This window comes from Streptomyces sp. NL15-2K (assembly GCF_030551255.1).
Lineage (GTDB): Bacteria > Actinomycetota > Actinomycetes > Streptomycetales > Streptomycetaceae > Streptomyces.
Genome location: NZ_CP130630.1, coordinates 4,911,630 through 4,933,959 on the forward strand (window position 1 = coordinate 4,911,630; position 22,330 = coordinate 4,933,959).

At 67.5% G+C, this 22,330-nt stretch carries 22 protein-coding genes; 13 read left to right on the forward strand and 9 right to left on the reverse strand.

The genetic code is table 11. The features are described from left to right. Positions 1–26: 26 nt before the first annotated feature. The 5 genes from Q4V64_RS21825 to Q4V64_RS21845 all read left to right on the forward strand — a co-directional run bounded on the left by Q4V64_RS21825 (position 27) and on the right by Q4V64_RS21845 (position 3,611). A complete protein-coding gene (locus Q4V64_RS21825) occupies positions 27–257 on the forward strand; it encodes a hypothetical protein (protein WP_124441441.1) in 231 nt (76 codons plus the stop codon). Next, positions 257–1,219 (forward strand): hypothetical protein, encoded by a 963-nt coding sequence (locus tag Q4V64_RS21830; protein WP_124441440.1) that lies wholly within the window; start codon positions 257–259, stop codon positions 1,217–1,219. Before Q4V64_RS21825 ends, Q4V64_RS21830 begins: the two co-directional genes overlap by 1 nt. Before the next feature lie 209 nt (positions 1,220–1,428). Continuing rightward, positions 1,429–1,950, forward strand: a complete 522-nt coding sequence (locus Q4V64_RS21835; protein ID WP_124441439.1) for an SLATT domain-containing protein — start codon at positions 1,429–1,431, stop codon at positions 1,948–1,950. Between the two features lie 2 nt (positions 1,951–1,952). After that, entirely contained in the window at positions 1,953–2,831 is an 879-nt protein-coding gene (locus Q4V64_RS21840) for a hypothetical protein (RefSeq protein WP_124441438.1), read from the forward strand. A 36-nt stretch (positions 2,832–2,867) separates the two neighbouring features. Continuing rightward, on the forward strand, positions 2,868–3,611 hold the full coding sequence (locus Q4V64_RS21845) for a hypothetical protein (RefSeq protein ID WP_124441437.1): 744 nt from the start codon (positions 2,868–2,870) through the stop codon (positions 3,609–3,611). A 192-nt stretch (positions 3,612–3,803) separates the two neighbouring features. Here Q4V64_RS21845 and Q4V64_RS21850 read toward each other — a convergent pair whose 3' ends face one another. After that, positions 3,804–4,046 (reverse strand): helix-turn-helix domain-containing protein, encoded by a 243-nt coding sequence (locus Q4V64_RS21850; RefSeq protein WP_124441436.1) that lies wholly within the window; start codon positions 4,044–4,046, stop codon positions 3,804–3,806. A 388-nt stretch (positions 4,047–4,434) separates the two neighbouring features. Between Q4V64_RS21850 and Q4V64_RS21855 the strand changes: the two genes are divergently transcribed. Then, a complete protein-coding gene (locus Q4V64_RS21855) occupies positions 4,435–4,770 on the forward strand; it encodes a deoxyxylulose-5-phosphate synthase (RefSeq protein ID WP_124441435.1) in 336 nt (111 codons plus the stop codon). A gap of 78 nt (positions 4,771–4,848) precedes the next feature. Here the strand turns inward: Q4V64_RS21855 and Q4V64_RS21860 are convergent, their stop codons facing one another. Then, the gene (locus tag Q4V64_RS21860) at positions 4,849–5,163 is read right to left on the reverse strand and encodes a hypothetical protein (RefSeq protein ID WP_253267088.1); all 315 of its coding nucleotides are present in this window, start codon (positions 5,161–5,163) and stop codon (positions 4,849–4,851) included. A 45-nt stretch (positions 5,164–5,208) separates the two neighbouring features. Between Q4V64_RS21860 and Q4V64_RS21865 the strand changes: the two genes are divergently transcribed. Beyond that, positions 5,209–5,412 carry a GntR family transcriptional regulator gene (locus Q4V64_RS21865; protein ID WP_172629297.1) on the forward strand — a complete coding sequence of 68 codons (204 nt, stop codon included), beginning with the start codon at positions 5,209–5,211 and terminating at the stop codon, positions 5,410–5,412. 217 nt (positions 5,413–5,629) lie between these two features. On the opposite strand, the gene Q4V64_RS21870 is transcribed toward Q4V64_RS21865, so the two are convergent. Continuing rightward, positions 5,630–6,172 carry a hypothetical protein gene (locus tag Q4V64_RS21870; RefSeq protein WP_124441433.1) on the reverse strand — a complete coding sequence of 181 codons (543 nt, stop codon included), beginning with the start codon at positions 6,170–6,172 and terminating at the stop codon, positions 5,630–5,632. A 191-nt stretch (positions 6,173–6,363) separates the two neighbouring features. Here Q4V64_RS21870 and Q4V64_RS21875 point away from each other — a divergent pair, with 191 nt between their 5' ends. After that, entirely contained in the window at positions 6,364–8,757 is a 2,394-nt protein-coding gene (locus Q4V64_RS21875) for a hypothetical protein (protein ID WP_124441432.1), read from the forward strand. Positions 8,758–9,994: 1,237 nt separating this feature from the next. Here Q4V64_RS21875 and Q4V64_RS21880 read toward each other — a convergent pair. The 4 genes from Q4V64_RS21880 to Q4V64_RS21895 form a co-directional block, all read right to left on the reverse strand. Beyond that, positions 9,995–10,366 carry a hypothetical protein gene (locus Q4V64_RS21880; RefSeq protein WP_124441431.1) on the reverse strand — a complete coding sequence of 124 codons (372 nt, stop codon included), beginning with the start codon at positions 10,364–10,366 and terminating at the stop codon, positions 9,995–9,997. 178 nt (positions 10,367–10,544) lie between these two features. Continuing rightward, positions 10,545–10,922 carry a hypothetical protein gene (locus Q4V64_RS21885; RefSeq protein ID WP_172629296.1) on the reverse strand — a complete coding sequence of 126 codons (378 nt, stop codon included), beginning with the start codon at positions 10,920–10,922 and terminating at the stop codon, positions 10,545–10,547. 48 nt (positions 10,923–10,970) lie between these two features. Beyond that, positions 10,971–12,446 carry a HAMP domain-containing sensor histidine kinase gene (locus Q4V64_RS21890; RefSeq protein ID WP_124441429.1) on the reverse strand — a complete coding sequence of 492 codons (1,476 nt, stop codon included), beginning with the start codon at positions 12,444–12,446 and terminating at the stop codon, positions 10,971–10,973. Further along, positions 12,443–13,135, reverse strand: coding sequence for a response regulator transcription factor (locus tag Q4V64_RS21895; protein WP_124441473.1), 693 nt, complete (start codon positions 13,133–13,135; stop codon positions 12,443–12,445). The genes Q4V64_RS21890 and Q4V64_RS21895 overlap by 4 nt, the downstream gene beginning before the upstream one ends. A gap of 656 nt (positions 13,136–13,791) precedes the next feature. Here Q4V64_RS21895 and Q4V64_RS21900 point away from each other — a divergent pair. The 5 genes from Q4V64_RS21900 to Q4V64_RS21920 all read left to right on the forward strand — a co-directional run bounded on the left by Q4V64_RS21900 (position 13,792) and on the right by Q4V64_RS21920 (position 20,005). Then, a complete protein-coding gene (locus Q4V64_RS21900; protein WP_303711051.1) occupies positions 13,792–14,628 on the forward strand; it encodes a class II glutamine amidotransferase in 837 nt (278 codons plus the stop codon). A 6-nt stretch (positions 14,629–14,634) separates the two neighbouring features. After that, positions 14,635–17,307 carry a LuxR C-terminal-related transcriptional regulator gene (locus Q4V64_RS21905; RefSeq protein WP_124441427.1) on the forward strand — a complete coding sequence of 891 codons (2,673 nt, stop codon included), beginning with the start codon at positions 14,635–14,637 and terminating at the stop codon, positions 17,305–17,307. 160 nt (positions 17,308–17,467) lie between these two features. Continuing rightward, entirely contained in the window at positions 17,468–19,096 is a 1,629-nt protein-coding gene (locus Q4V64_RS21910) for an MFS transporter (RefSeq protein ID WP_124441472.1), read from the forward strand. Between the two features lie 18 nt (positions 19,097–19,114). Beyond that, the gene (locus Q4V64_RS21915) at positions 19,115–19,642 is read left to right on the forward strand and encodes a hypothetical protein (RefSeq protein WP_124441426.1); all 528 of its coding nucleotides are present in this window, start codon (positions 19,115–19,117) and stop codon (positions 19,640–19,642) included. 165 nt (positions 19,643–19,807) lie between these two features. Continuing rightward, a complete protein-coding gene (locus tag Q4V64_RS21920) occupies positions 19,808–20,005 on the forward strand; it encodes a hypothetical protein (RefSeq protein WP_020276994.1) in 198 nt (65 codons plus the stop codon). A 36-nt stretch (positions 20,006–20,041) separates the two neighbouring features. Here the strand turns inward: Q4V64_RS21920 and Q4V64_RS21925 are convergent, their stop codons facing one another. Both Q4V64_RS21925 and Q4V64_RS21930 read right to left on the reverse strand, forming a co-directional pair. Next, positions 20,042–21,478 carry a DUF2252 domain-containing protein gene (locus Q4V64_RS21925; protein ID WP_124441425.1) on the reverse strand — a complete coding sequence of 479 codons (1,437 nt, stop codon included), beginning with the start codon at positions 21,476–21,478 and terminating at the stop codon, positions 20,042–20,044. Continuing rightward, positions 21,475–22,113, reverse strand: a complete 639-nt coding sequence (locus tag Q4V64_RS21930; protein WP_124441424.1) for a potassium channel family protein — start codon at positions 22,111–22,113, stop codon at positions 21,475–21,477. The genes Q4V64_RS21925 and Q4V64_RS21930 overlap by 4 nt, the downstream gene beginning before the upstream one ends. Between the last annotated feature and the right edge of the window lie 217 nt (positions 22,114–22,330).

Consider the following 22,330-nt stretch of genomic DNA (forward strand, 5'->3'; position numbering starts at 1 on the left):
TCACTTCCTGTCGATATAATCCAACCATGAAGCTGTCTTCTAAAATCCTCGCCAGCCTCGTCACCTTTCCATGCCCTCGCTGCCGGTACAAGGTTGAGATTCAGCTTCTTGATGCCCGCGTGCAGGTATATCGGTACTGCCCATGCTGCCGAGCACGCATCCGCCTGGTTGACGCCGACGGCTCCATGTTCGGAGGGCTTGAGGAAGTAGACCTTGCCATGGAACAGCTAACTAAGGCCCTGAAAGGACTCTTCTGATGCGCTACGAACGCGACCTACAGGTCAAGCTGCAAGAAAGATACCGTCGCCTTTACAAGACGGACTACACGGTATTCGACCGAGAGATCAAGTATTTTTACGACTTCATTCAGCAGTCGGCCGCCCTGCGCGCGATCATAGAGCGGGTGGCATCCAGCCTCCCTGAACTGGACGCAGATAAGTGGATTGAGGAGAACTTCACGCGTCGAGGCTACTATGACTGGCCCGACTCGGAGATTGGCCGCACTAAGGTTGCGTGGCGATTCATCACAAGATGGGCTGGCGGGGAAGACCCACAGAATCACGCAAGATGCTTCTCTACTGACACCAACTTTAACGCTATGATCCGGGACTTGACTGAAAAAACAGTCGAGCCGTTCGTTGAGTACCTGCAAGAGCAGATCGGTTCGGCAAGTGAGATCCTCTACATGCTCGAACGGTTTGCTCGGCGTCTTGAGTGGTTCGATCAAGCAGAGCTATTCGATAAATACGAAGCAGACACGAAGCACGGCGAGGACCTGTACGACCAGTATCTTCGCAAGTTCCTGTTTGACCAGGGCATCGACTATCCGTTCTCTCAGCCGAAATCTGCTTCCGGTCAGGCCGACATCGTGAGTGGCCTTGAAGGTGACGATCCGCTCGTCTGCGAGGTCAAGCTGTACTCCCCCGAGAAGAGTTACGACGTGGGGTACGTGGCTCAAGGGTTCCAACAGGCCGTCAGCTACGCCCACAACTACGGCAAGAACGTGGCCTACCTCGTCGTCTTCAATCTGAGCGACCAGGGCCTACAGCTCCCCACCGATGAGGACACGAAGCCGTGGCCGCCACGGCTCCACGTTGAAGGCGTCACCGTATACATCGTGACGGTGCACGCCAAGCCGCGTCCTTCCGCCAGCAAGCGCGGGAAGTCGAGTCCGCGCGTGGTCCGACGCGACGAGCTGGTGCGGCAGACGGGCACTTAGATCGAGGAGGCCAACCAGCGGCCGGCCGCACCCCGTGGATCAGACCCGTTCAGCGCGCCCGAGCACACCCCACGTTGGCAGACACGGTGGAGACGTCGCACCACAGGCACACCGCTAGTCCATCGTGAACCCAGCCGTCTACACTGGCCCGTTGTTCCTGTTAGCCCGTCTTCAACCACTTACGCGATTCCTGGTCCTATGAGGTGTTCGTGTCACTGATCCCCGACGGCATCCCTGAGTCACACCGAGCGATCGCGCAAGAAGCCGACCGCATCCACGAGAGTGCGCTGTGGAGCGCACAAGGCCAGTTCGAGCAGGCCAAGTTGTGGCGGCTCATCAACCTGATGCTTGGCGTCCCGGCAGCAGCACTCGCCGCCATCTCCGGTGGAACCGCTCTCGGCGGTGACCTCGGTATCTGGCCGGGGGTGTTGGCTCTTATCTCGGCTGCCTTCAGCGCCACCCTGACTACCGTGAACGCGTCGCGTCGTATGACACAGGCCCAGGCTTCGGCCAGTGCCTACCTTGAACTTCAGACAGCCGCACGGCAGTTCCTCACCATCGACCTGGCCGATCTTAGTCGCGAAGACGCGCGGGATGCGTTGCGCAATCTCACCAACACTCGGGATGAGCTCAACAAGACGTCCGACCCACCGGGTCGCCTCGCATACAAGAAGTCCAGCAAGAACATCAGCGGCGGTGGCCAAAGCTATGCCACAGACGAGGGGGAGTAGGAATGGCAACGACCATCGTGGCTGCGTTCAACGAGTTCGACACCGAGGTAAAGCCCTCGCCTGCCACCTGGACCAAGGTCTACGAGCGCCGAGACATCGTCGTGAACGTCATCAAGGCGGCGTTCCCTGCCGGGAACGACATCCGCTACCAATCCCACAAGATCATCGGCTCACTCGGACGGAACACTGCTTGCAATCCTGTCGATGACATTGACCTCATGGTGCATCTGCATGTCGACCAGGACTTGTGGAACCAAAAATACCGGGATAATTCCTCCGAGTTTCTATATCGGGTGCGGAAGGTTCTTAACGAAAACTCGCCCGTACGTAAGATTGGTGCTCGCGGCCAGGCTGTGCGGTTCTTCTACGCCGACGGCCTGAGCGTGGACGTGGCGCCGGTCGAGAAATATACGAGTGGCGATTACGGCATCCCTGATGGCGCGGGCAACTGGTTGACTACCAATCCCAACAAGCATGAGACATATCTCAACGAGCGTAACAGCGCCTTGGACGGTGACCTCAAGAAGATCATCCGGTTCGCCAAGAAGTGGAACAAGGCACATAGTTCACGTCTTTCATCCTTCCACCTTGAGATGCTGGTTGCGCGAACATACGGAACTCTAGGCAGTAATTCGCGCAAAGCGTTGCGGTTGTTCTTCGACTACAATCTCTACAACCTTTCAGTGCAGGACCCTGCTGGATTTAGCGGTGACCTTTCCGCCTACTTGAACTGGGCGAGCAAGGACGCCGTAAACGACAGTCTCAAGAGTGCGCGGGACAGGGCGGACCTTGCTCTAGCGGCGGAGGATCGAGGCGACTACCGTGAAGCCATCCGTCTTTGGCGGATCATCCTGGGCAATGACTTTCCGACGTACGGATGAATTTTCCGATGACCAGATGAAGGGAGAGGGTCATAAATGGCTAGTATTAAAGGTCGTTTTGAGTATCCTGACGATCTGACTCCTGGCCATTCAAAAGATGGTGGCCTTCATCATAATCTGTACGATGACCAAAAGAACCTCGCCGGGCACGCTAAATTCATTCCTGAAGATGAGAACGAGGAAGACCCACCAACGGAACCGCCGCCGCTCTTCTTCGATACGAACAAGTGCGACTGCGAGTCGGATTCCCAAACACGGGAGCGCCTGGACCCCGAGGAGATAGTCGAAGCTCTGATTATTCTCATCAAATTTGCGGAGTGGACTGCACCACGCCTTAAGAAATTGTGGAACGCTCAGGCCCTCCCGTTCATAAAGTCGACGCGCAACAGATTTGCCCGGACTCGTAAGACTGACAGCCCGGACGCACCTCCCGAGTCAGCCACCTTGATCGAATCCACATCCTCGGATTCCTCACAAGAAGTGATTGCGAAACTCGAAGAAAATCAAGTGAGCATGAGTAGCGAAGAAGCATCGGCACGCTTTGCCGCAGCCCTGATGGCTAGGCTATTCAGCGATGAACAGATGAGAATTTTGCGCAGCGCTCGGATCGAGGACGAGGCTGACCCCCTGGAGTTGAGCACCGCCGAAAATCCCACGCGTCAGCAAATCGCGGAAAATGTTAGATTGATACTTGAGGCGAATCCTTCACTTCTCACCAACGAGTCCTTGGCTGAGCTTGGGAAGATTCTCGCAAGAATTCAATCCAGGCCAAGTATATGATGCGCCTGACTGAGTCGTAGAAGCGAAATACGTTCAATCATCTACCTGACAACTGGTAGCAATAGGGTCGGGCCAACCCGACCTGCCCCCCATTTGTTATAAAATTAATCCTGAATGTGTAGTCCAGAAATGAAGAACACCCCGCGCCCGACCAGCGGACACGACGTGTTCTTCGCTGGGGGGTGCACCTCACTACGCCACCGGCGGGCGCATCCTCACCCCCGCCCGCTTGAGTGCCTTCCACACCGTGCTGCCGCTGATGCCGAACTTCTTCCCGATCTGATTCGTGCTCAGGCCCTGCCCGTAAAGCTCCTTTGCTTGCTCCACCTTCGCTGGCGTCATCTTGGTCATCTGCCGCTTCGAAACGCCTGCGCGTTCCAGGTGCCGGTCTACCGTGTGGCGATGAACTCCGTACCGTCGAGACAGTTCGTTCATCTCGGCTCCATGTCGGTATGCATCTACAAGCTCAGCCACTTCGTCGGGTGAGAGCATCCGGCACTCACGGATATCTGTCGCTACCGCCGGGTCGGCCAGTACCGGCTCCACCTGCGGCAATGTCGTTTCACTAGCCCGTTCCAGCGCCTTCAGTAGCCGCGCCAGGGGCTTACCAGGGTTCGAAAGCGAGTCACGGAGGCGCACAGAGAAACACCTGGATCAGCGAGCCGGCCGCCGGGGATGCTGCTGACGCCATCGACGCAGAACTCCGCGGCCGCGAGTAGAAGCAAGTACGGTCGGCTGTCGCCGCCCCACCTTTGATGAAGAGCCTGCGCAGCAGGCCGGAAATCTGTCGAGCCCGACCCTGGTGTGGCTCTACCCTTCCCGCATGGCCCATGGAAAGACCTCGTACGTTTGCCTGCCCTGCCGGGCCTCGTACAAGCAGCCCTACCCCGGCTACCAGGACCACGACCGGGTCTGTCCACGCTGCGCCGAACCACTGATCCACATCGGCTCCGCCTTCGCGGCACCCAAGAGGCGGGACACCGCTGCCTGGCGCACCCTCTCCGTGCTGCTGCACGCCGGTGTGCGCTTCCACAAGAGCTGCTGCGGCGGCCCCGGCTACCGCCCACGCACCCTCAGCGAGGTGCGTGAGCGGATGGCTTACGCCCGGGCCACCGGAGAACCATTCGCTCAGGCGTTGGTCCGCCGCGACCTGCCCTAGCAGCCCGAATGCAGGGGGCGTTCCGCCGCGCCGCCGAAGCGGCCCCTGCTGTCATACACAGCACGCATAAGGCACACATCACGCCGCGGGATCCTCCAGGACGGCCACGGCCACGGCCTCGGCAGCCTTGCGGGCCTTCTTCTCCGCCTTCTCCAGCTTGGCCTTCGCCTTGGCCAGTTGCTTGGAGCGGCGCTCGTGCATCTTCTTCGATGCCTCGTCCAGGCGGTCGGGGAGGAGGTGCCCGTACGCGTCCAGGGTCAGCGTCGCGGACTTGTGGCCCAGCCCGGCCTTCGCGACCGCCAGCGCGAAGAAGCGCTGCCGCGAGCCACTCGGCGATGCCCTCGAAGTGGATGCGGTCCCGGGCACGTACGACGAGGCGACCGAGGAGTGCACGCCGGGCACCCGCCCCCGGCTACGGAGCCACTCCTCAAGGACGGCATGAAGCTGCCCGGCGAGGACGTCCCCACCATCGGCGACATCGCCCAAGCCCATGGTGTCTCAGTCAGCACCGCTCACCGCGCCTTCACCCAGTTCAAGAACGACGGCCTCATCGAGGTCAGCCGCGGCCGCCGAGCCGTCGTCCGCAGTGTGCAACTGCATCGAGTCGGCGAGAGCCTGCGCCGCGAGCCGGAGGGATGCTGAGCCTTCCAGGAGGCGATGACGGGCTCGATCAGGGCCCACCGCTCGTCGGACAAGTCGGTCTTGTAAGGCTGGCGGTCGCTCACGAAGAACACTCCAGCACGACAGGACTCCCCGATCAGCCCCGATACGCCTGCGCCACACGATCCAGCGACAAGTGTGAGGCGCCGCCTCCCCGGAGGTGAAGGAGACGGTGCCTCGGTGCTCTGGTGAGTGGTCCTCATCCCCACCCGGCCGACGGGTCCATCTCCTCGTCGTCTTCGTCGTCTTCCCCGAAGGGGTCGGCGAAGATCGAGGGGAGGCTGTCATGGACCTTGTTGCCGACTTCATCCTCGGTGAGGAGGATCCTCCGGATTGCGTTCAGCGGGTACACGTAGCTGTCCGGGTCGCCGGGGGCGCCGACGCAGGGGTGATCGAGGGCGGAGGTCTCCGCGCCCGCGTTGAAGAACGGTTCAAGCTGTCCGCTGACGAGGTCCGGGATGTACTTCCACACCATGCCCTTGTGGCGGCAGAACACTTCCCCGACGTACCAGATCGCGCCCTGAACGAAGGGTGTCATGCGCCGGTCGGTGATCTCCTCCATGCTGTTCGCGGCTTCCCGGATCAGGTCGTCCAGGATCGCCAGGGAGGCCGGTGAGAAGTCGAGGACGCCGGCGAAGGAGGTCTGTGCGGCCCACGCGGCGTGAGCGCCCTCGCGTTCGGCGAGCCACGCGAGCAGGTCGGGGTGCCGGGTCGGGTCGTACGTCTCGTCAGCTTCGGTCATGCAGGCGACGGTAACAGCCCCAACAGGCCCCCCGTCTTTGCACAGTTCTCACACAACAAACCAACAGGTCTCTTGTATCTGATGGGGCGTCAGTCACTAGGCTTGCCGGCGGACGGGCGGCGCAAAACGGGGGCCCTGCCTCGCCCGCGTCCCTTTCCTGTCCCATGGCCCCCAACCAGGGGGACACAGCTTTGAGTACACCGATACGAATCCGCCTGCGGCGGCGTCTGGGCTCGTGCCTGGCGGTCGTCGCCTCGGCGGGGATGATGCTCGTCGGGCTTCCCGCGAGCCCGGCTGTGGCGGCGCCGGGCGACTACGCGAAGGTGACCAGCGGCGGCCGGTGCGACAAGATGCACCTCGGCAGAACGTTCCCCCGCACCCCGGCGAACTCCGGAGCGCCGAGCGGACAGCACCACTGGACGAGGTCCGGCCCGGATGAAGAGTATTACTTCAACCTGGAGTTCAAGGGCTTCGAGAACGTCTCCGCCCCCACCCGCGCTGACCTGAACAGTGTCGGCAACACCGACGCCGACATCCGCAAGTGGGACAACGCTTACCGGGCGTCGAAGAGCCCCGAGGACATGAAGCGGGCCATCTGGGCTCGCTACGCCCGTTACATCCAGGGCAAGCCGTCCCCGAAGCCTTTCGCCAAGTGGGTGCCGCAGAACCTGATCGGCGCCCAGCACTCCCGGGAGAAGGGAGGCGTCTTCGAGCGGAAGACCATCCAGGACTACCGTCTCATCGGCCCGGACTGGCTGTGTGAGGTGACCGTCGAGATCTTCGACAAGGACGGCAACAAGATCGCCTCCCGCCGGTATGACGCCTACAACCAGCGCACCGGTGACCTCGGTGAGTTCAAGGCCGACGGCAAGCGTAAGCCGGGCCAGTTCAAGAACGACAAGATCATCCTGCGGCACAAGGACGCGAAGTACGACTTCACGAAGTCGCGGTTCACCATGTACGCCGGGGAGAAGCCCAACGGGGCCACCACCCGCGAGTACAAGTCGGAGAACGCCAAGCTCCGGGGCGAGCGCGGCACCGGCAACAACCCGATCCGGATCGCTGAGCGTCGCGCCACGGCGAAGGGGTTGTGGCCGCAGACGAAGTACACGAAGTCCTACCCGGTGTTCAACCCCAGGCCGAACACCGGCACGCAGGGGCCGATCAACTCCATCGCCTACGGTTCGGGGAAGAACCCGGCGCAGGCGAAGCAGATCCAGCAGCAGCACAACCAGGCCAACACCCGCGGCGTCCTCGGCCGCGGCCCGGGTGGCGTCGACTTCTCCACCCTTGAGCTTCAGTACGTCGGCAACCCCGTCAAGGGCAAGGGACTCGACTACAGCATGAAGGCCGACTTCATGCCCGACGAGGACACTGAACCCGGCTGGGGCGGTCAGGCGAAGCTGGAACTCGCCTCCGATGCCCTGTTCACGTGGCTGGCGCTCACCCCGGACCGCATGTGGGTGAACCTGAACCCGGACCAGCCCGACACGATCATGGACAAGGACTTCGGGGAGACCGACACTGGCCGCGTCCTCCTCGAAGCCGACATGGAGATGAAGCGGGACTTCTCCCGCGCCATGAACCCCGAAGTCTCGCCCGGCAAGGAGTTCATGAACGCCGCGCCGAAGGTCGACGGGGTTCCGTGCTGGGGATCCGGCCGCAACTGGATCGTGCCCGACCGGGCGAAGGTCCGCGAGCAGGACGGCGGCATCTACATCCTGGACGCGCCGCTGAAGGTCAACCACGCGGCGATGGACTTCGACACCCCCGTCCAGGGTGAGGACTGCTCCAAGAAGCTGACCAAGGAGGAGAAGGAGTACAGCCACCGGCTGATCGACCGCTACCTCGTCCCCCACGTCCAGAAGCAGATCAACACCGAGAAGAAGTACGCCGACCTGCGCCGCGTCTACAAGTCCCGCGTCGCGGCCGAGTGGATCCGCATCCAGGACGCGAAGAAGGCAACCGACTTCCGGCCCATCATCAACAGCAACAACCTGAAGCGGTGGCCGCTGCGCGGCGAGAACGCCGACTGGGACAAGCGGACCGTGTGGCAGGAGATGCGGAAGTCGTTCACTGAGGGCGACTTCACGTATGAGTGGCCTCTCGCCGACGGCCGCATCTACACCTTCTTCGTCGGTGGGGTCGACTTCGCGAAGGCGCCGAAGCGGAACATCTCCGGTGTGGAGTTCCAGCTCCAGAATCGCGAGCTGCCTCGTACGACGAAGGACTCTGTTCGCGCGGAGACCTCGGCCCGCGACACCGACACCGCGTTCCTCGGCGGGAACGGGGCCGCCAACACCAGCGACGGCAAGCCGGATCCCACGCCGACGCCGACGCCGACCGGTTCCGGGAAGCCGGACCCCACCCCGACACCGACGCCGACCGGCCCGGAGCCGGATCCGACGCCGACCGGGACCGTTCCGGGTAAGCCCGACGACAACACCCCGGACCCTGACGGCGACCTCGCCGACACCGGATCAGACACCCCCGTGGGGCTGATTTCCGCCCTCGCCGCGGCTGCGGTGGCGGCCGGTGCCGCACTCGTCTGGTGGCGCCGGCGCAGGGCTCGCGCCGGGAGCTGACGCACACGACGGCGCCCCACCCCCAAGCGGGCGGGGGTGGGGCGCCGTCGCGTTTGGGTCGCTCGGTGGGCGGCGGCGACCGCCGGTGTGGATCGAGTTGCGTGGCTCCCCCTGCCAAGAGTCGGTCACTCTCTGGTGGTGGGCGAGGACGTCAGTGCCGTGCACCCCAATGTTTCCGCAGGTCACATCCCCTCTCAGGGAGAACTCCTGAAGCGGATGTCGCAGGTTCGAATCCTGCCGGGGGCACATCAGTAAGGGCCAGTTCAGAGGGCTGATCCCCTCGAACGGGCCCTTTGGCGACGGACCGGGCGACGGACACGACGGTGGGACCGTCGTTCTGGTGACGGTCGTTGGGCCCGATGCCGCTCAGCTGGCGGCTATATGGCGGTGGGGTGATCCTCGGTATGAAGGGCCCAGCGAATGGGACCGTCCTGACGGAAATGGGAGCAAGGACATGGTTTACGTAGTAGGCGGAGCCCTCGCCGCCGGATTGATCGGCTACGGGGTGTACAGCGTAGCCAAGGCCATGCAACGCAACATAGCCCGTGAGGCGCCTAAGTGACGTACCCCGGATGACCTCCTCGACGCGTCCAGCGGGCCGTATACCGCAAGCGCTTGTTGAGCAACGTGCGTCATCTGCGGTACGGCCGCTCGGGCGCAGAGGCGCTATCCAGGCGGCCAAAAATATTCTTCTTCCCGATCCTTAAGGGTGCCCCTTCCCAGGCGATGTTGGACCCCTTGGCATCGTCACCGATCTACGCGTTCTCGGGAACGCCGGACAAGACGCTGACCGAGATCTGAACGCTCGACCATGGCCCACTACCGCAAGCGGCCGAGCAACGCCTCTGCGCCACAACCGCACCAGATAGAGCGGGGAATAGCGGGGAGTCACGGTGAGAGCAGCCAAGCCCGAGGAGGCCACGGCACGGCCGTTCGCCCAGGTCGACGCCCCAACGAGCCTCAGAAGACCGCAACTTCCCAAGCTGAGACCGTGAGTTCAGGGGCTGGGCCATCGAGCGGCCCTTGGGCCCACTCATCCATCAACCTCTCGCCCGGCCTGCGACTACGAGATCCTGTCCGCCCGCTCCGAAGCCGTGACCCACCTCGCGGTGACCGGGTGATGACCCGCTGCCTCGCCGGCGAGGCCACCATCACCCGGCGCGACCCTGCGCCACGGGACCAAGCACTCATGCCGTTATGAAATGCCGAGCGAAATAACCTCTCAACCTGATCAAGGTTATTGGGTACCGGTTTCGGCCTTGTGCAGCATCTGGGCCAGCAGCAGGGCGCCTCCGGTCGCTGCCCCTACCGCTCCCGCGGCCAGGAAACCGCGAGAGGAACGCCAGGACAGCACCGACCACCGCGACTGCGCGGAAAACAACGATCCCGTACTCAGCCACGAACCGGTTGAGATCAGCGACAGGGCGGAACCGATCGAGCCGACCGACAGGGCACTTCCGATCGAACCGACGGACAAGGCCGAACCCACGGACCCCACGGACAGGACCGATCCCACTGAGCCGATCGACAACACGGAGTCCTGTGACCACAACGACAGCACCGAACCGGAGGAGGCACGACGGACCGACCGTACGGAAAGCTTTGTCATGAGGCCATCTTGCCCGCTGGTCTCTCTGTCTCGGGAGGCACGCCGCACTCGCATCGAACTCCCAATGCGGGTGTCGCAGGTTCAGGGAGCCCCGCGCTGCCCCTGCGGGAGCACGGAAAGCGCAGGTCCTGGGGCCGTGCCGGAGTGATTCCGGCACGGCCCCAGGACGTTTGTGGCCTCAGGCGCACCAGTTGTGCACCTTGGCCAGGTCCTTCTCACGCTGCTGGAGGGTCGGTACGAGGGACTTGCGGAAGGCCAGTTGGTCATCGAGGTACTTCGCGACCGCGCTCTCGTGGGCGGCCTTCGCCGCGTCGGCCCGCTTCTCCAGCCGGGCGATGGAGCCCTTCCCCGATCCGTCCAGCCGCCTGAGCTTCTTCTCGATCCGCTGTTCCCTCTTCGGAGCGTGCTCGCACAGCTTGTTGGTGCCGTCCTTTCCGGCCGCGGCGACGGGCTTCCGTGACGGGGAAGCGCTGGAGTTCTCCGCCACAGCGGTGCCCGCAACGCCCATCAGGGCAGCCACCGCCGCGGCGATGACGACGGTCTTCCTGGCTCGCATGATGTGTCCCTTCCTTCGTGTGAGGCACGGTGCCTGACACCGAGGAAGCTAGGAGGCGTCTTTGTGGGAACCTTGTGATGTCCCGGGCGCCGAGAGCCAGTCTCCGCGCGGCGGCGGAAGCGTGCGGTCCGCCCTCGTCGGAAGGCGTACCTCGAACCGTGTGCCGCGCCGCCCGTCCGGGCGGTCCCCGACCCTGACGCCGCCCTGGTGCAGCGCGATCTGCTGTGCGACCAGGGTGAGCCCCAATCCCGAACCGGGGCTGTCCGGACGGCGGTGGAACCGTTGGAACACGGCCTCGCGCTGTTCAGGCGGGATGCCCGGCCCCCGGTCGTCCACGGTGAGCACAGCCTCCTGCCCGTCCCGCCGCAGGGTCACCTCGATACGGGCCCGTTCGTACTCGGACCGCCCATGGGTGCAGGCGTTGGCCAGCAGGTTGTCCGCGGCGGATCGCAGTCCCTGCTCCCAGCCGTACGTCCACAGACCCGGGGAGCCGGCCACGGTCACGTGCGCGTCCGGACATCTGCGGCGCAGGTCGGCGACCGAGGCGTCAACGACCTCCGTCAAGTCGACCGGGCCGAGAGCGTCCGCCTCGACCAGGTCGCCCCGGGCCAGCGCCCGGAGCATCACCAGCAGCCCCAGCAGCCGGGTGTGCTCGCGCCGCAGGTCCGCCAGCACCTCGGTGCGGTCCGGTTCCGCCAGGTCCGGGTGTTCGCTGAGGATGTCCAGGTTGGTCCGCATGCTCATCAGCGGGGTGCGCAGCTCGTGCGAGGCGGCGGCCGAGAACGAGCGGGCCACCTCCAGGGCTTCCGCGGTGCGGGCGGTCTGCTGGTCGTAGCGAGCGAGCACGGTACGGATCGTCCGGGCCAGGTCGTCCACCTCGGCGATCCCGGTCGCGGTGTGATCGAGGCGCGTGGCGCTGCTCCTGGGGTCGAGGCCGCTGGTACGCCGCTGCAGCCGCCGCAGCGGTCGTACGGCACCGGCAGCCGCCGCCCAGGCCACGGCCCCGGTGAGCGGGGCGGCCAGAAGCGCGACGGTGAGCATCCGCCCGCGCACCAGTCGGATCTGCGCCTGGTTCGCGGTGTCCGGGGAGAACAGCCACAGGGTGCCGTCCACCGCCGGGCGCTTGACGGACACCGGTACCGACAGCACCCGCCAACTGCCCTCACCGGCCACGCGTACGGTGACGGGTGTCGTGGCGCTCGGCGGCAGTGGCACGGACACGTTCGGCTGGGGGCCGCCGGCGGTCAGCGTGCCGGCTGGTCGCGTCAGCCGTACACCCACGTCGAGCGCGGCCGCGAACAGCCGCCGTTCACGGGCGTGTTCGACGGACGGCGACCTGGAGGCGGTGGCCCGCAGCAGCGCCTTGGCGTCCGGGGTGAGGGCGGCGGCCCGATCGCTCAACCCGGCGTCCTGCTGCTGGTGCAGGTCCCTGGTGACAATGCCCAGCAGCAACAGGCCGGACGCCAGTACCAGCAGCGGTACGGTGACGCCGACGGCGATCGCGATCCGCGTGGACAGCCTCACGGCAGGGCGTCCCGGGGCTCGCGGAGGACGAAGCCGACCCCGCGCACGGTGTGCAGCATCCGGGGCCGGCCACCGGCCTCCAGCTTGCGGCGCAGGTAGCTGACGAAGGTGTCCACCGCGTCCGTGCGCACCTCGAAGTCGTAGCCCCACACCAGGTCCAGCAGTTGGTCCCGGGTGAGTACGATCCCGGCGTTGCGGGCCAGCACCTCCAGCAGCTCGAACTCGCGCCGCGTGAGTTTCAGCGGTTCACCGTCGATGTGCGCCTCGCGCGCGGCCGGCTCCAGGACCAGCGGTCCGACACGCATCCGGTCGTCTGCGGCGGGCGGCCGGCGGCGCAGGAGCGCACCCAGCCGTAGCACCAGCTCCTGGAGGGCGAAGGGCTTGATGAGATAGTCGTCACCGCCCGCCTGGAGTCCGGCGACCCGGTCGCAGACCTCGTCGAGGGCGGAGAGCATCAGCACGGGCACCTCGTTGTCGCTTCCCCGCAGCGTGCGGCACACGTCGATGCCGCTCAGGCCGGGCATGGAGACGTCCAGCACCACCACGTCCGGCGACCCGTCGCGCACCGCATCCAGTGCCGCGCGGCCGCTGTCGGCCAGTACGACGGAGAAGCCGTTCAGCCGCAGGCCCCGCTCCAGCGAGCGCCGGATGGCGGCGTCGTCGTCGACGACCAGCACACGACCGTTCACCGGGTTCACGGCTGCGATGCTACGAGTCGTACTGAAGACCGCTGCTCGGCCGCGGAGCGGCGCAGGAGCGGGCACGGCCGGAACGGATGCCGGATCCTCGTGATCGGGGCGCGCGGAGTACGGCCGCCCGTGGCCCCAACTCAACACGCGGGCGGTCGAGTTGCGCGTCGTACCGGTTTCCGGCGGAAGCTTCGGACGCGGGCGCGGCCGGGCGCCGGGAATGGCCTCGGCTGATCCATAACTCTTGTCCGTTGCTTACCTCTTCAGAGGACGAGCGGGACCTGTTCAAAGGACGAGCGGGACCTGGAACGCCCCGGACGTGCCCCCGCCGTCCGGCGCCGCGCCCAGTCCACCTTCCGCAGCAAGGTTGTCGGCCCGCACTACGTCACCCGGCTGCAGACTGACAAGTGAGGACTGCCATGGCACCGCCCGAGCTCGGAGCAATTGGCCGTCCGATCCGCCCCCGCATGGCGATGCGCGGCGAGGGAGGCGAAAATGGGATCAGCCGGACAGGAGCCACCCGATCAGCGGACACGACGTCGGCTTCAGCGCTGGGAAGGCGGCAATCCGTCCACAGCGCGCTCGAAGCCGATCCGACGGTAGCGGGGTGCAGCAGCCAGGTGACCGGCGGACTCATTGAACACAGGTGATCGCTCATGTGCCGATGGCTCGCTTACTCGGGAACACCCCTGCTGCTCGACACCATCCTCTACAAACCGGCCCACTCGCTGATCGATCAGAGCCTCCACTCCAGACTGGGAGTCGAGACGACGAACGGCGACGGTTTCGGCGTCGGATGGTACTCGCAGGAAAGCATCGACACCCCTGCCCTGCTCAAGGACATCGGCCCCGCCTGGAACAACCGCAACCTGAGGGAGATCGCGGATCATGTCCGCTCCCCGTTGTTCTTCGCCCACATACGGGCGTCGACCGGCACGGCGGTGCAGCAGACGAATTGCCATCCGTTCCGGCACGGCCGTTGGATGTGGATGCACAACGGTGCCATCACAGGCTTCCACCTCATGCGCCGCGAGCTGTCCCTGCTCGTCGACCCTGAGCTGTACTCCGACATCGAAGGAACGACGGACTCGGAGATGATGCTCTACCTGGCGGTCACCTTCGGCCTGGAGCAGGACCCGCCGGGCGCCGTGGCGCGGATGGTGGGAGTGGTGGAGCGCAGCGGACGCGACCACGGTGTGGAGTTCCCGCTCCAGATGACCATCGGCGTGAGCGACGGCGAACGCGTATGGGCCTTCCGCTACTCGAGCCAGGGTGCTTCCCGGTCGTTGTTCTACAGCACCCGCGTGGACGCCCTGCGCAAGCTGTACCCCGATACGGCGTTCCTGCGGGAAGTGTCCGACGACACCCGCCTCATCGTGTCCGAGCCCCTCGGTGACCTGCCGGGTGCCTGGAACGAGGTACCCGAGAGCAGCTACGGCGTCATACAGGCCGGAGCCGACGAGTTGCATCCCTTCGCCCCGGAACCGGCGTAACCGATCATGGCAGCTGGGTTTCAAACAGCGCCGGCCGTTCCGACCGTTCCGTGCGCCGATCCCCAGGGAGACCCGTTCCTGCGCACCCGGTTCGCCCTCCCGGCGAGACCCGCCACGTTCCTGCGGCGGCAGCGGCTCGTCGACCACCTCGACCAGGCTCGCGGGACGCCGTTGACACTGGTCAACGGGGCGGCCGGGGCCGGCAAAACGCTGCTCGCCGCCGACTGGGCCGCCGGACTGCGGCCGCCGGTCGCCTGGCTCACCGTCGAAGTGGGGGACCGGCGTCCCGGGGTGTTCTGGGCGTACGTCCTTCAGGCCCTGCGCGCCTGCGGTGCACCGGCATCCGACGCGGTCGGGGCCCCGGCGGACGCGACCGGAGTGGACCAGAAGCTGCTGGCGGCGCTCGCCGCCGAGCTGAACGATCGCGACCGGCCCGTGGTCCTCGTGCTCGACGAGTACGACCGCGTGACCGCTCCGGAGGTCGCGGAGCAGTTGGAGTTCGTCCTGCACCACGCCGGGCGGGGCTTGCACCTCGTCCTCGTCACCCGCACCGAACCGCTGCTTCCGCTGCACCGTTACCGGGCGGCCGGCGAGCTGACGGAGATCCGCGCCGCCGAGCTGGCCTTCACGCCGGAAGAGGCCGTCACACTCCTCGAGCTGCACGGTCTGAGCCTTCCGGTCGACGCCGCGCGCCCCCTGGTGGACCGCACCCGAGGCTGGGCCGCCGGCTTGCGCCTGTGCGCCCTGGCCGCTCGGGAAAGCGCCGACCCGGAGCTCTACCTGAAGGAGTTCGAGGCGGACCGCAGTACGGTCGCGGACTTCCTGCTGACCGAGGTCCTCAAGGGTCAGCCGGAGGAGACACAGGACCTCCTGCTGCGCGTCAGCGTCCTGGAGCGCTTCTGTCCCGATCTTGCCAACGCGCTGACCCTCCGCAACGATGCCGAGCCCATCCTCGCCGGACTGCACCGCGACAACGCGTTCGTCGAGCACCTCGGGCACTCGTGGTACCAGCTCCACCCGCTGTTCGGGGAGATACTCCGGGCCCATCTGCGCGTGCGCCTGCCCGGGCTGGAGCCGGAACTCCACCGGCGGGCCGCGCGGTGGCTGCGTCGTTCCGGATTGCTGCCGGAGACACTCGCCCACGGCGCCGCCGCGGGCGACTGGGACTTCGCCGCCGGCGCCCTCGTCGACGACCTGGCGATCGGACAGCTCTTCACCGGCCTGCGCTCGGGTGACCTGACCGAGTTGTTCTCCCACATGGGGCCCGAGGCCAGGAGTCCGGCGACGGACCTCGTGCGCGCGGCCCGCGACCTGTCCCGGTACGACCTCGACCGCGGTCTGACCCGCCTGCGCCACGCCGAGGAGCATCTGGCCGACGACCCGCCCGACCCGGCGGCCGCCCAGCTGAGCTGTGCGCTGCTGGAGGCACTGGCCGCCCGGCTGACCGGATGTCCCCCACGGGCCGAAAGGGCCGCCGAAGCGGCCGACGAACTGCGGCGGGAAGTCCCGGCTCACCTCCTGGACAAGCATCCTGAACTCATCGCTCTCCTGCTGACCCATCTGGGCTCGGCCCGCCTGTGGGCCGGGCACTTCGAGGACGCGCGCGCTGCCCTGACCACGGCGGCCGGCGCTCCCGGCGGAGCCTCCACCGCGGTGCCCCGGGAGGAGTCGATGGGGCACCTGGCCCTGCTCCACTACCTGAACGGCTGGCTCGGCAGGGCGGAGCGCAAGGCCCTGGCGGCCGTGTCCGAGGCGGAGCGGGTCGGCCTTCCCCAGCCGTCCGGCTCCGGCATCGGACATCTGGTCCTGGCCGCCGTGGCCGTCGACCGCCACGAACTGGGCCGGGCCCAGGCCCTCCTCGACGAGACGGCCCAGCTCCCCTCGGGAACGCGTGATCCGGTGATGGCGGCGGGACGAGCCCTCGCCACAGCTCGCCTCCTGCTGGTCAGGGGCAAGGCACGGGCCGCCGTAGAGGCGGCGGGCCCGGCCGTCTCCGCCGCCGTGGCCTCACCCTGGGCGGCAAGCCATGAAGCGCTCGTCGCCGCCGCCGCCCACCTGGCCGAAGGACGGCCGGGCGAAGCCGCCGAGTTGCTCCAGGGCGTGTCCGGCGACCAGCCGGCGTGTGCCGCGGAGGCCGCGGCGATCCAGCTCGCCGCAGGCCGTACCGGAGCGGCCATCGACCTGCTCGACAGCATCCGCACCGGGGGCCGGGCCGGGCCGGCGGTGACCGTGAGGGCAGCGCTGGTGCGGGCTCAGGCGGCCGAGGCGGCGGGAGACACCGCCACCGCCCGCAGGCTCGTGGCGCATGCGCTCCTCGACGCCCGGCGCGAGCGGCTGCGGCGCCCGTTCCTCGACACCGGAGCGTGGCTCCGGCCCCTCCTGGCCACGGCTCCGCTGGACGAGCTGGCCTCGGGCTGGCTCACGCCCGGCTCGCCACGACGGGGTGAGCGGCCGCCGCCTCAATCGCCGCCCTCGCCGCTCGTCGCGGTGGAGCTGAGCGGACGCGAGCGCGACGTCCTTGAGCGGCTGGCCCGGATGATGTCGACGGAGGAGATCGCCGCCGACCTGTACGTGTCGGCGAACACGGTGAAGACCCACCTCAAGAGCGTCTACCGGAAGCTGGCGGTGAACCGGCGAGGCGACGCGGTACGCCGCGCGCGCGACCTCCGCCTGCTGTGAACGCGCCTCGGTGACCGGGGCACAGCCCTTCCCCCGCGGCGGGTGAGGCACGGAGGGCGTGCCTCGGATGCGATGGGAGGAGCGGCGAGGCGTGCGCCGGCCCACTGCCCCGCCGACTCCGGCGGCGTACCTGGGCGGACGACTCTGCGAGGTGGACACCGTGAAGCACTGGCGGGCTCTGATCGTCCTCGGTACGGCCCAGTTCCTGATGGTCCTGGACACCTCCGTCATGAACGTGTCCATCAGTCAGCTGGTCGAGGACTTCGACACGGAGGTCACCGCCATCCAGGCCGTCATCACTCTGTACGCGCTGGTCATGGCGGCGTTCATGATCATCGGTGGCAGGTGCGGGGACATCCTGGGGCGTCGCCGCATGTTCCTCCTGGGGCTGGTCGTCTACGGCGCCGGGTCGGCCCTGACCGCCGTGGCACCCACTCTGTGGGTCCTCACACTGGGCTGGTCCGTCATCGAGGGACTCGGAGCCGCCATGGTGCTGCCCGCCATGGCCGCCCTCGTCGCGGAGTCGTATCGCGGGAAGGACCGGGCCGTCGCCTACGCGGTCATCGGCGGGCTCGCCGGTGCCGGGATCGCGGTCGGCCCGCTGCTGGGCGGCTGGGTGACGACGTACCTGACCTGGCGGCTGGTCTTCGCCGGCGAGGTCGTGGTCGTCGTGGCCGTCCTGCTGTGCCGCCGGGTGATCACGACGCCCGCTCCGACCGGCCCGCGCCCCCGGCTGGACGGGGTCGGTGCGGTGCTCTCCGCGGCCGGACTGGGGCTGGGCGTGCTCGGGGTGCTGCAGAGCAGCACCTGGGGATGGGTGCAGCCCCGCAACCCGCCTTTCACCGTCCTCGGCTTCGCCCCGACGCTGTTCGTAGTCGGCGCGGGGGCGGCCGTCCTGGCCCTCTTCCGGCACTGGGAGCGGCGGCGGGAGCACCGGGGCGCCGACCCCCTCGTCCACCTGTCCCTGCTGGGCAGGCCCGTGCTGCGGTCCGGCCTGATGACGCTGCTGAGCCAGAACCTCATCCTGCTGGGGCTGTTCTTCACCATCCCGCTGTACTTGCAGGTGGTGCAGGGGTTCGACGCCTTCGAGACGGGGCTGCGCCTGCTCCCGGTGTCCGCCACCATGCTCGTGACCTCCCTGTGCGGGTCCTCGCTGGGGCGGGTGATGGGGCCGCGCAGGGTGGTCCGGCTGGCCTTGCTGACCCTGGCGGCGGCCATCGTGTGGCTGCTGGCCACCATCGACCCGGTCATCGACGACGCGCAGTTCGCCGGAGCCATGGCCCTGCTGGGCGTGGGCGTAGGCCTGCTCGCGTCGCAGCTGGGCAACGTCGTCCAGTCCGGCGTCGGCGAGGAGGAACGCAGTGAGGCCGGAGGACTCCAGTTCACGGCACAGAATCTGGGCTCCGCGCTGGGCACCGCGCTCATCGGGTCGATCCTCATCGGTGGGCTGGCCCACGCCGTCACCACGCAGGTGGACGACAATCCGCAGCTGTCCGAACAGACCCGTGAGCAGGTCGGTGTCGCTCTCGAGGCCGGGATCACCTTCGTCTCCACCGATCAGGTGCGCTCGGCGGCCGAACGTGCCGGGTTGCCGCCGTCCCAGGTCGACGCCGTCGCGGACTCCTACGCCTCCGCGCAGTTGGACGGCCTGAAGGCGGCGATCCTGGCCACCGGCGGCATCGCTCTCGCCAGTTTCCTGGTCACACCGCACCTGCCGACCGGCCGGGAAGGCCGTCGGCGGCAGCCGGACGCCGATGCTCCGGCCGGAGTGACCGGGTCGACGCGCTGAGTCCGGAGGGAGTCACCGGTGTCCAGGACCAGGACCGGCCCGGCCACGGCCCGCGCGGACCGCCGTGCCGAGCGCCGGGCCCGCACGGACTACACGGGCGGCGTCTATGGATCCATGCTCGCGGCCTCCGTGGTGATCGGCGCCGGCTCACTGGGTTCGTTCCCCCGCATCGAGCTGGTGCTGCTGCTGTTGCTCACCGGCGTGGTGTTCTGGGTCGCGCATGTGCATGCCCAGTTGTTCGGGGCACGGCTGGCCCAACAGGCTCCGGATCGCCGGGTGGTACTGCGCGTGTGCCGTGACGAGTGGCCGATCGTCAAGGCCGCCGTCCCGCCGGCCGCCGCGGTGGCCGTCAGCCCGCTCCTGGGCCTCGACGTGCGAGGTGCCCTCTGGCTGGCTCTCGCCGTCGCCGTGGCCGGGCAGGTGGGCTGGTCCGTGGCCGCGGCGCGCCGCGCCGGTGCTTCGCGGCGGCTTGTGGCCGCGACCGCTTCGGTCAACCTGCTGCTCGGTCTGCTGATCATCTCCTTCAAGATCGTTCTGACGCATTGATCCGTAGCACTGATCCGTGGCACTGATCCGTGGCACTGATCCGTGGCGTTCGGTTGCCGGGCAACGGTCACCTGTACCGGGTGAGGCCCGAAGGTGCACGGAGGCGGACGATTTCAGGGAAGGGCGCCGTCCGCCTGCCCCAGGCAGTCCATGGGAGGACCGCTCGTGCGCTACGAGATCCGAGTCGAAGGACACCTGTCAGAAACGCTGGCCAAAGCCTTTCCGGAGCTGGGCCACGTGGTGATGTCCGGACAGACCGTCCTGTTCGGCCCTGTGGTGGACGAAGCGCACCTGTACGGGCTGCTGGCGCGCTGCCAGTCACTGGGACTGCGTGTCTTGGAGATGCGGCAGCTGCCGGAGTGACGGGACCGCAGTGCCGTACTCGAAGCCGCTCCGCACTCAAAGCCGCTCCGCCCTGATCCGGCCGGAGCGGCATGCGGCTGCCAGCGCCTCGTGGTCCCGCTCGTTCTGATCGGCGTAGGACTGGGCGAACTCGGTGAGCGCGCGGTCGAAGCGGTCGCTGCCGCCCAGGTAGGCGGCGAGGGCGATGGGATCGCCCGAGCGGGCGTGGGCCCGCGCCAGGGACGCCCCGCACAGCCGGCCGAAGAGGGAGAGCAGGCCCGGCCCCATGGTCTCCGGCCGTGCGATGCCCTTCCAGTCCCACAGCTGGCGCACGTAGAAATCCCGGCCCTGCCCGTCGAGGCCCACGACGTGCGTCCAGCCCAGGAAGATGTCGCCGGCCGTCTGCATCAGGCGCTGTCCGGCGACCACCCGGCGGCCCTGGTTGTCGTAGTGTTCGCCGCCCGTGTGTGCGGCCAGCACCGACTCCTGGGCCTCCTTGGCCTGGAGCAGCAGCGGGTCGTCGTCGTCCCTGCCGAGCAGGAGCAGCACCCAGCAGCGCGTACCGACACTGCCGACGCCCACCACCTTCCGCGCCATGTCCACCAGGTGGTAGTGACGCAACAGGTGCCGGCGTTCGGACGGCAGGGTCCGCGCGTATCCGTCCAGGAGGGCCTGGAGTTCCTTCTCACGTCCGGCCTCGGACGAGTCGGCGGCCGGCAGTTGGCCGAGCGGAGTGATCAGCGGTGGGTCCGGTGCGATGCGCCGGCCCTCGGCCGTGACGCGGGTGAGTTTCGCGAAGGCCCTCAGGTGCGTACGTGTGCGGGCCCGCGCCGTGGCCTCGGCGGTGCGGCGCCTGGCCTCCCTGTCCAGCGACTTGTCCCTCGACGACGCCCTCGACGACGCCAGCAGTTCCCGCAGCCGGTCGGCGTCGTCCTGGGCGTACCAGATGTCCAGGGTGCGCAGTCCGGCGAACTCGCGCATCCGCTCCCGGTAGGCCCGCACGCAGGCCCGCACGGTGCTGTTCTGCTCCTTGAGCGAGAAGCCGTTCGCCCTCCCCGCCGTCACGAAACCGGCCGCCAGCCGCTTGACGTCCCATTCGAACGGCCCGGGCAGGGTCTCGTCGAAGTCGTTGATGTCGAAGACCAGACGGCGCTCCGGCGAGGCGAGCAGCCGGAAGTTCAGCGGGTGGGCGTCCCCGCAGAGCTGCACCCGCAGCCCGGTGCTGGGGAGGGGCGCCAGGTCCGCCGCCATGATCGCGGCCGCGCCGCGGTAGAAGCGGAACGGCGACTCGAGCATGCGGCCGTAGCGGATCGGCACCAACTCCGGTACCCGATCGGCTGACTGACGCTCTATCACCCCGATCGGATCGGGTCGCCGCTGCGCCGTCTCGTACCAGCCGTGGCACGAACGCGACGCGCGTCTGCGCGCGTTCCTGCCGTACGCCGCTCGCTCGGCCGGTGCCAGGGACGCGGTGAAAGCGCTGGGTACGGTCATGGTCCGGCCTCCCGGTCCGGCGTCCCGGCGTCGGTACCGGAACGCGGCTGAGCCGACGGCTCCCGGCGCTGTCGGCGCAGCCCCGCCTGGACCGCGCTCGCCAGCGCCCGTGCGGCGACGCCCACGAGCAGCAGCCCTCCCGCCATCTGCACCATCGTCAGCACGCGCCCGGTCTGGGAGCGTGCCGTGATGTCCCCGAAGCCGACGGTGCTGAACGTGCTCAGAGTGAAGTACAAGGCGTCCGTCCTGGTCAGCGGCTCGCTGAAGGAGCCCGGGGCGGAGCGGTCCAGCAAGTAGTAGGCGCCGGCGAAGAGGACCAGGAACAGCACCAGCGTGGCGGCCAGGGCCTCGGCGGCCTTCAGGCGGGGGTGGGGTGAGCGCGCGATGGCCCGTATCTCCCACCCGAACACCAGCAGCACCGCCACCAGGCCGCACACGAGGAGCGCCGACGCGCCGGCCTTACCGCGCTCGTCCAGGGGCAGCAGGTAGTAGGCGGTGACCAGGCCGGCGGCGATGAGCACGGCGCGGGCGACGGCGACGGCCGCCGCCCACCGGCGGGGGCGGAGCCGCCGGCGCGGGTGCGCGTCCGGCCCGGACCGGGTGCGGTCCGTCCGGGCAGTGCTCGGATCGCTCATCTCGTGTCTCTTCGTTCTCCGGCCGGAAGGCCGATGGGCCAGGCGCACCGGCGATGGGCCAGGCGCGCCGGCCTTCCGGCCGGACGGCCGGTGGTCCAGGCCCCGGAGATTCCCACCTCACCGCCTCGGCCGCGTCGCCGGATCACCCGTGGCGGGTGACCCCGGCACCCGGCGACAGGCATGACCCTGGATCGGTCAGGTCCTGTCACACCGCCCC

What these genes read in the sequence shown, in the direction of transcription:
- Q4V64_RS21825 (WP_124441441.1), top strand. Translation starts at nt 27, where the DNA reads ATGAAGCTGTCTTCTAAAATCCTCGCCAGCCTCGTCACCTTTCCATGC.
- Q4V64_RS21830 (WP_124441440.1), top strand. Translation starts at nt 257, where the DNA reads ATGCGCTACGAACGCGACCTACAGGTCAAGCTGCAAGAAAGATACCGT.
- Q4V64_RS21840 (WP_124441438.1), top strand. Translation starts at nt 1,953, where the DNA reads ATGGCAACGACCATCGTGGCTGCGTTCAACGAGTTCGACACCGAGGTA.
- Q4V64_RS21845 (WP_124441437.1), top strand. Translation starts at nt 2,868, where the DNA reads ATGGCTAGTATTAAAGGTCGTTTTGAGTATCCTGACGATCTGACTCCT.
- Q4V64_RS21850 (WP_124441436.1), bottom strand. Translation starts at nt 4,046, where the DNA reads ATGAACGAACTGTCTCGACGGTACGGAGTTCATCGCCACACGGTAGAC.
- Q4V64_RS21855 (WP_124441435.1), top strand. Translation starts at nt 4,435, where the DNA reads ATGGCCCATGGAAAGACCTCGTACGTTTGCCTGCCCTGCCGGGCCTCG.
- Q4V64_RS21865 (WP_172629297.1), top strand. Translation starts at nt 5,209, where the DNA reads ATGAAGCTGCCCGGCGAGGACGTCCCCACCATCGGCGACATCGCCCAA.
- Q4V64_RS21870 (WP_124441433.1), bottom strand. Translation starts at nt 6,172, where the DNA reads ATGACCGAAGCTGACGAGACGTACGACCCGACCCGGCACCCCGACCTG.
- Q4V64_RS21880 (WP_124441431.1), bottom strand. Translation starts at nt 10,366, where the DNA reads ATGACAAAGCTTTCCGTACGGTCGGTCCGTCGTGCCTCCTCCGGTTCG.
- Q4V64_RS21885 (WP_172629296.1), bottom strand. Translation starts at nt 10,922, where the DNA reads ATGCGAGCCAGGAAGACCGTCGTCATCGCCGCGGCGGTGGCTGCCCTG.
- Q4V64_RS21900 (WP_303711051.1), top strand. Translation starts at nt 13,792, where the DNA reads ATGTGCCGATGGCTCGCTTACTCGGGAACACCCCTGCTGCTCGACACC.
- Q4V64_RS21905 (WP_124441427.1), top strand. Translation starts at nt 14,635, where the DNA reads ATGGCAGCTGGGTTTCAAACAGCGCCGGCCGTTCCGACCGTTCCGTGC.
- Q4V64_RS21925 (WP_124441425.1), bottom strand. Translation starts at nt 21,478, where the DNA reads ATGACCGTACCCAGCGCTTTCACCGCGTCCCTGGCACCGGCCGAGCGA.
- Q4V64_RS21930 (WP_124441424.1), bottom strand. Translation starts at nt 22,113, where the DNA reads ATGAGCGATCCGAGCACTGCCCGGACGGACCGCACCCGGTCCGGGCCG.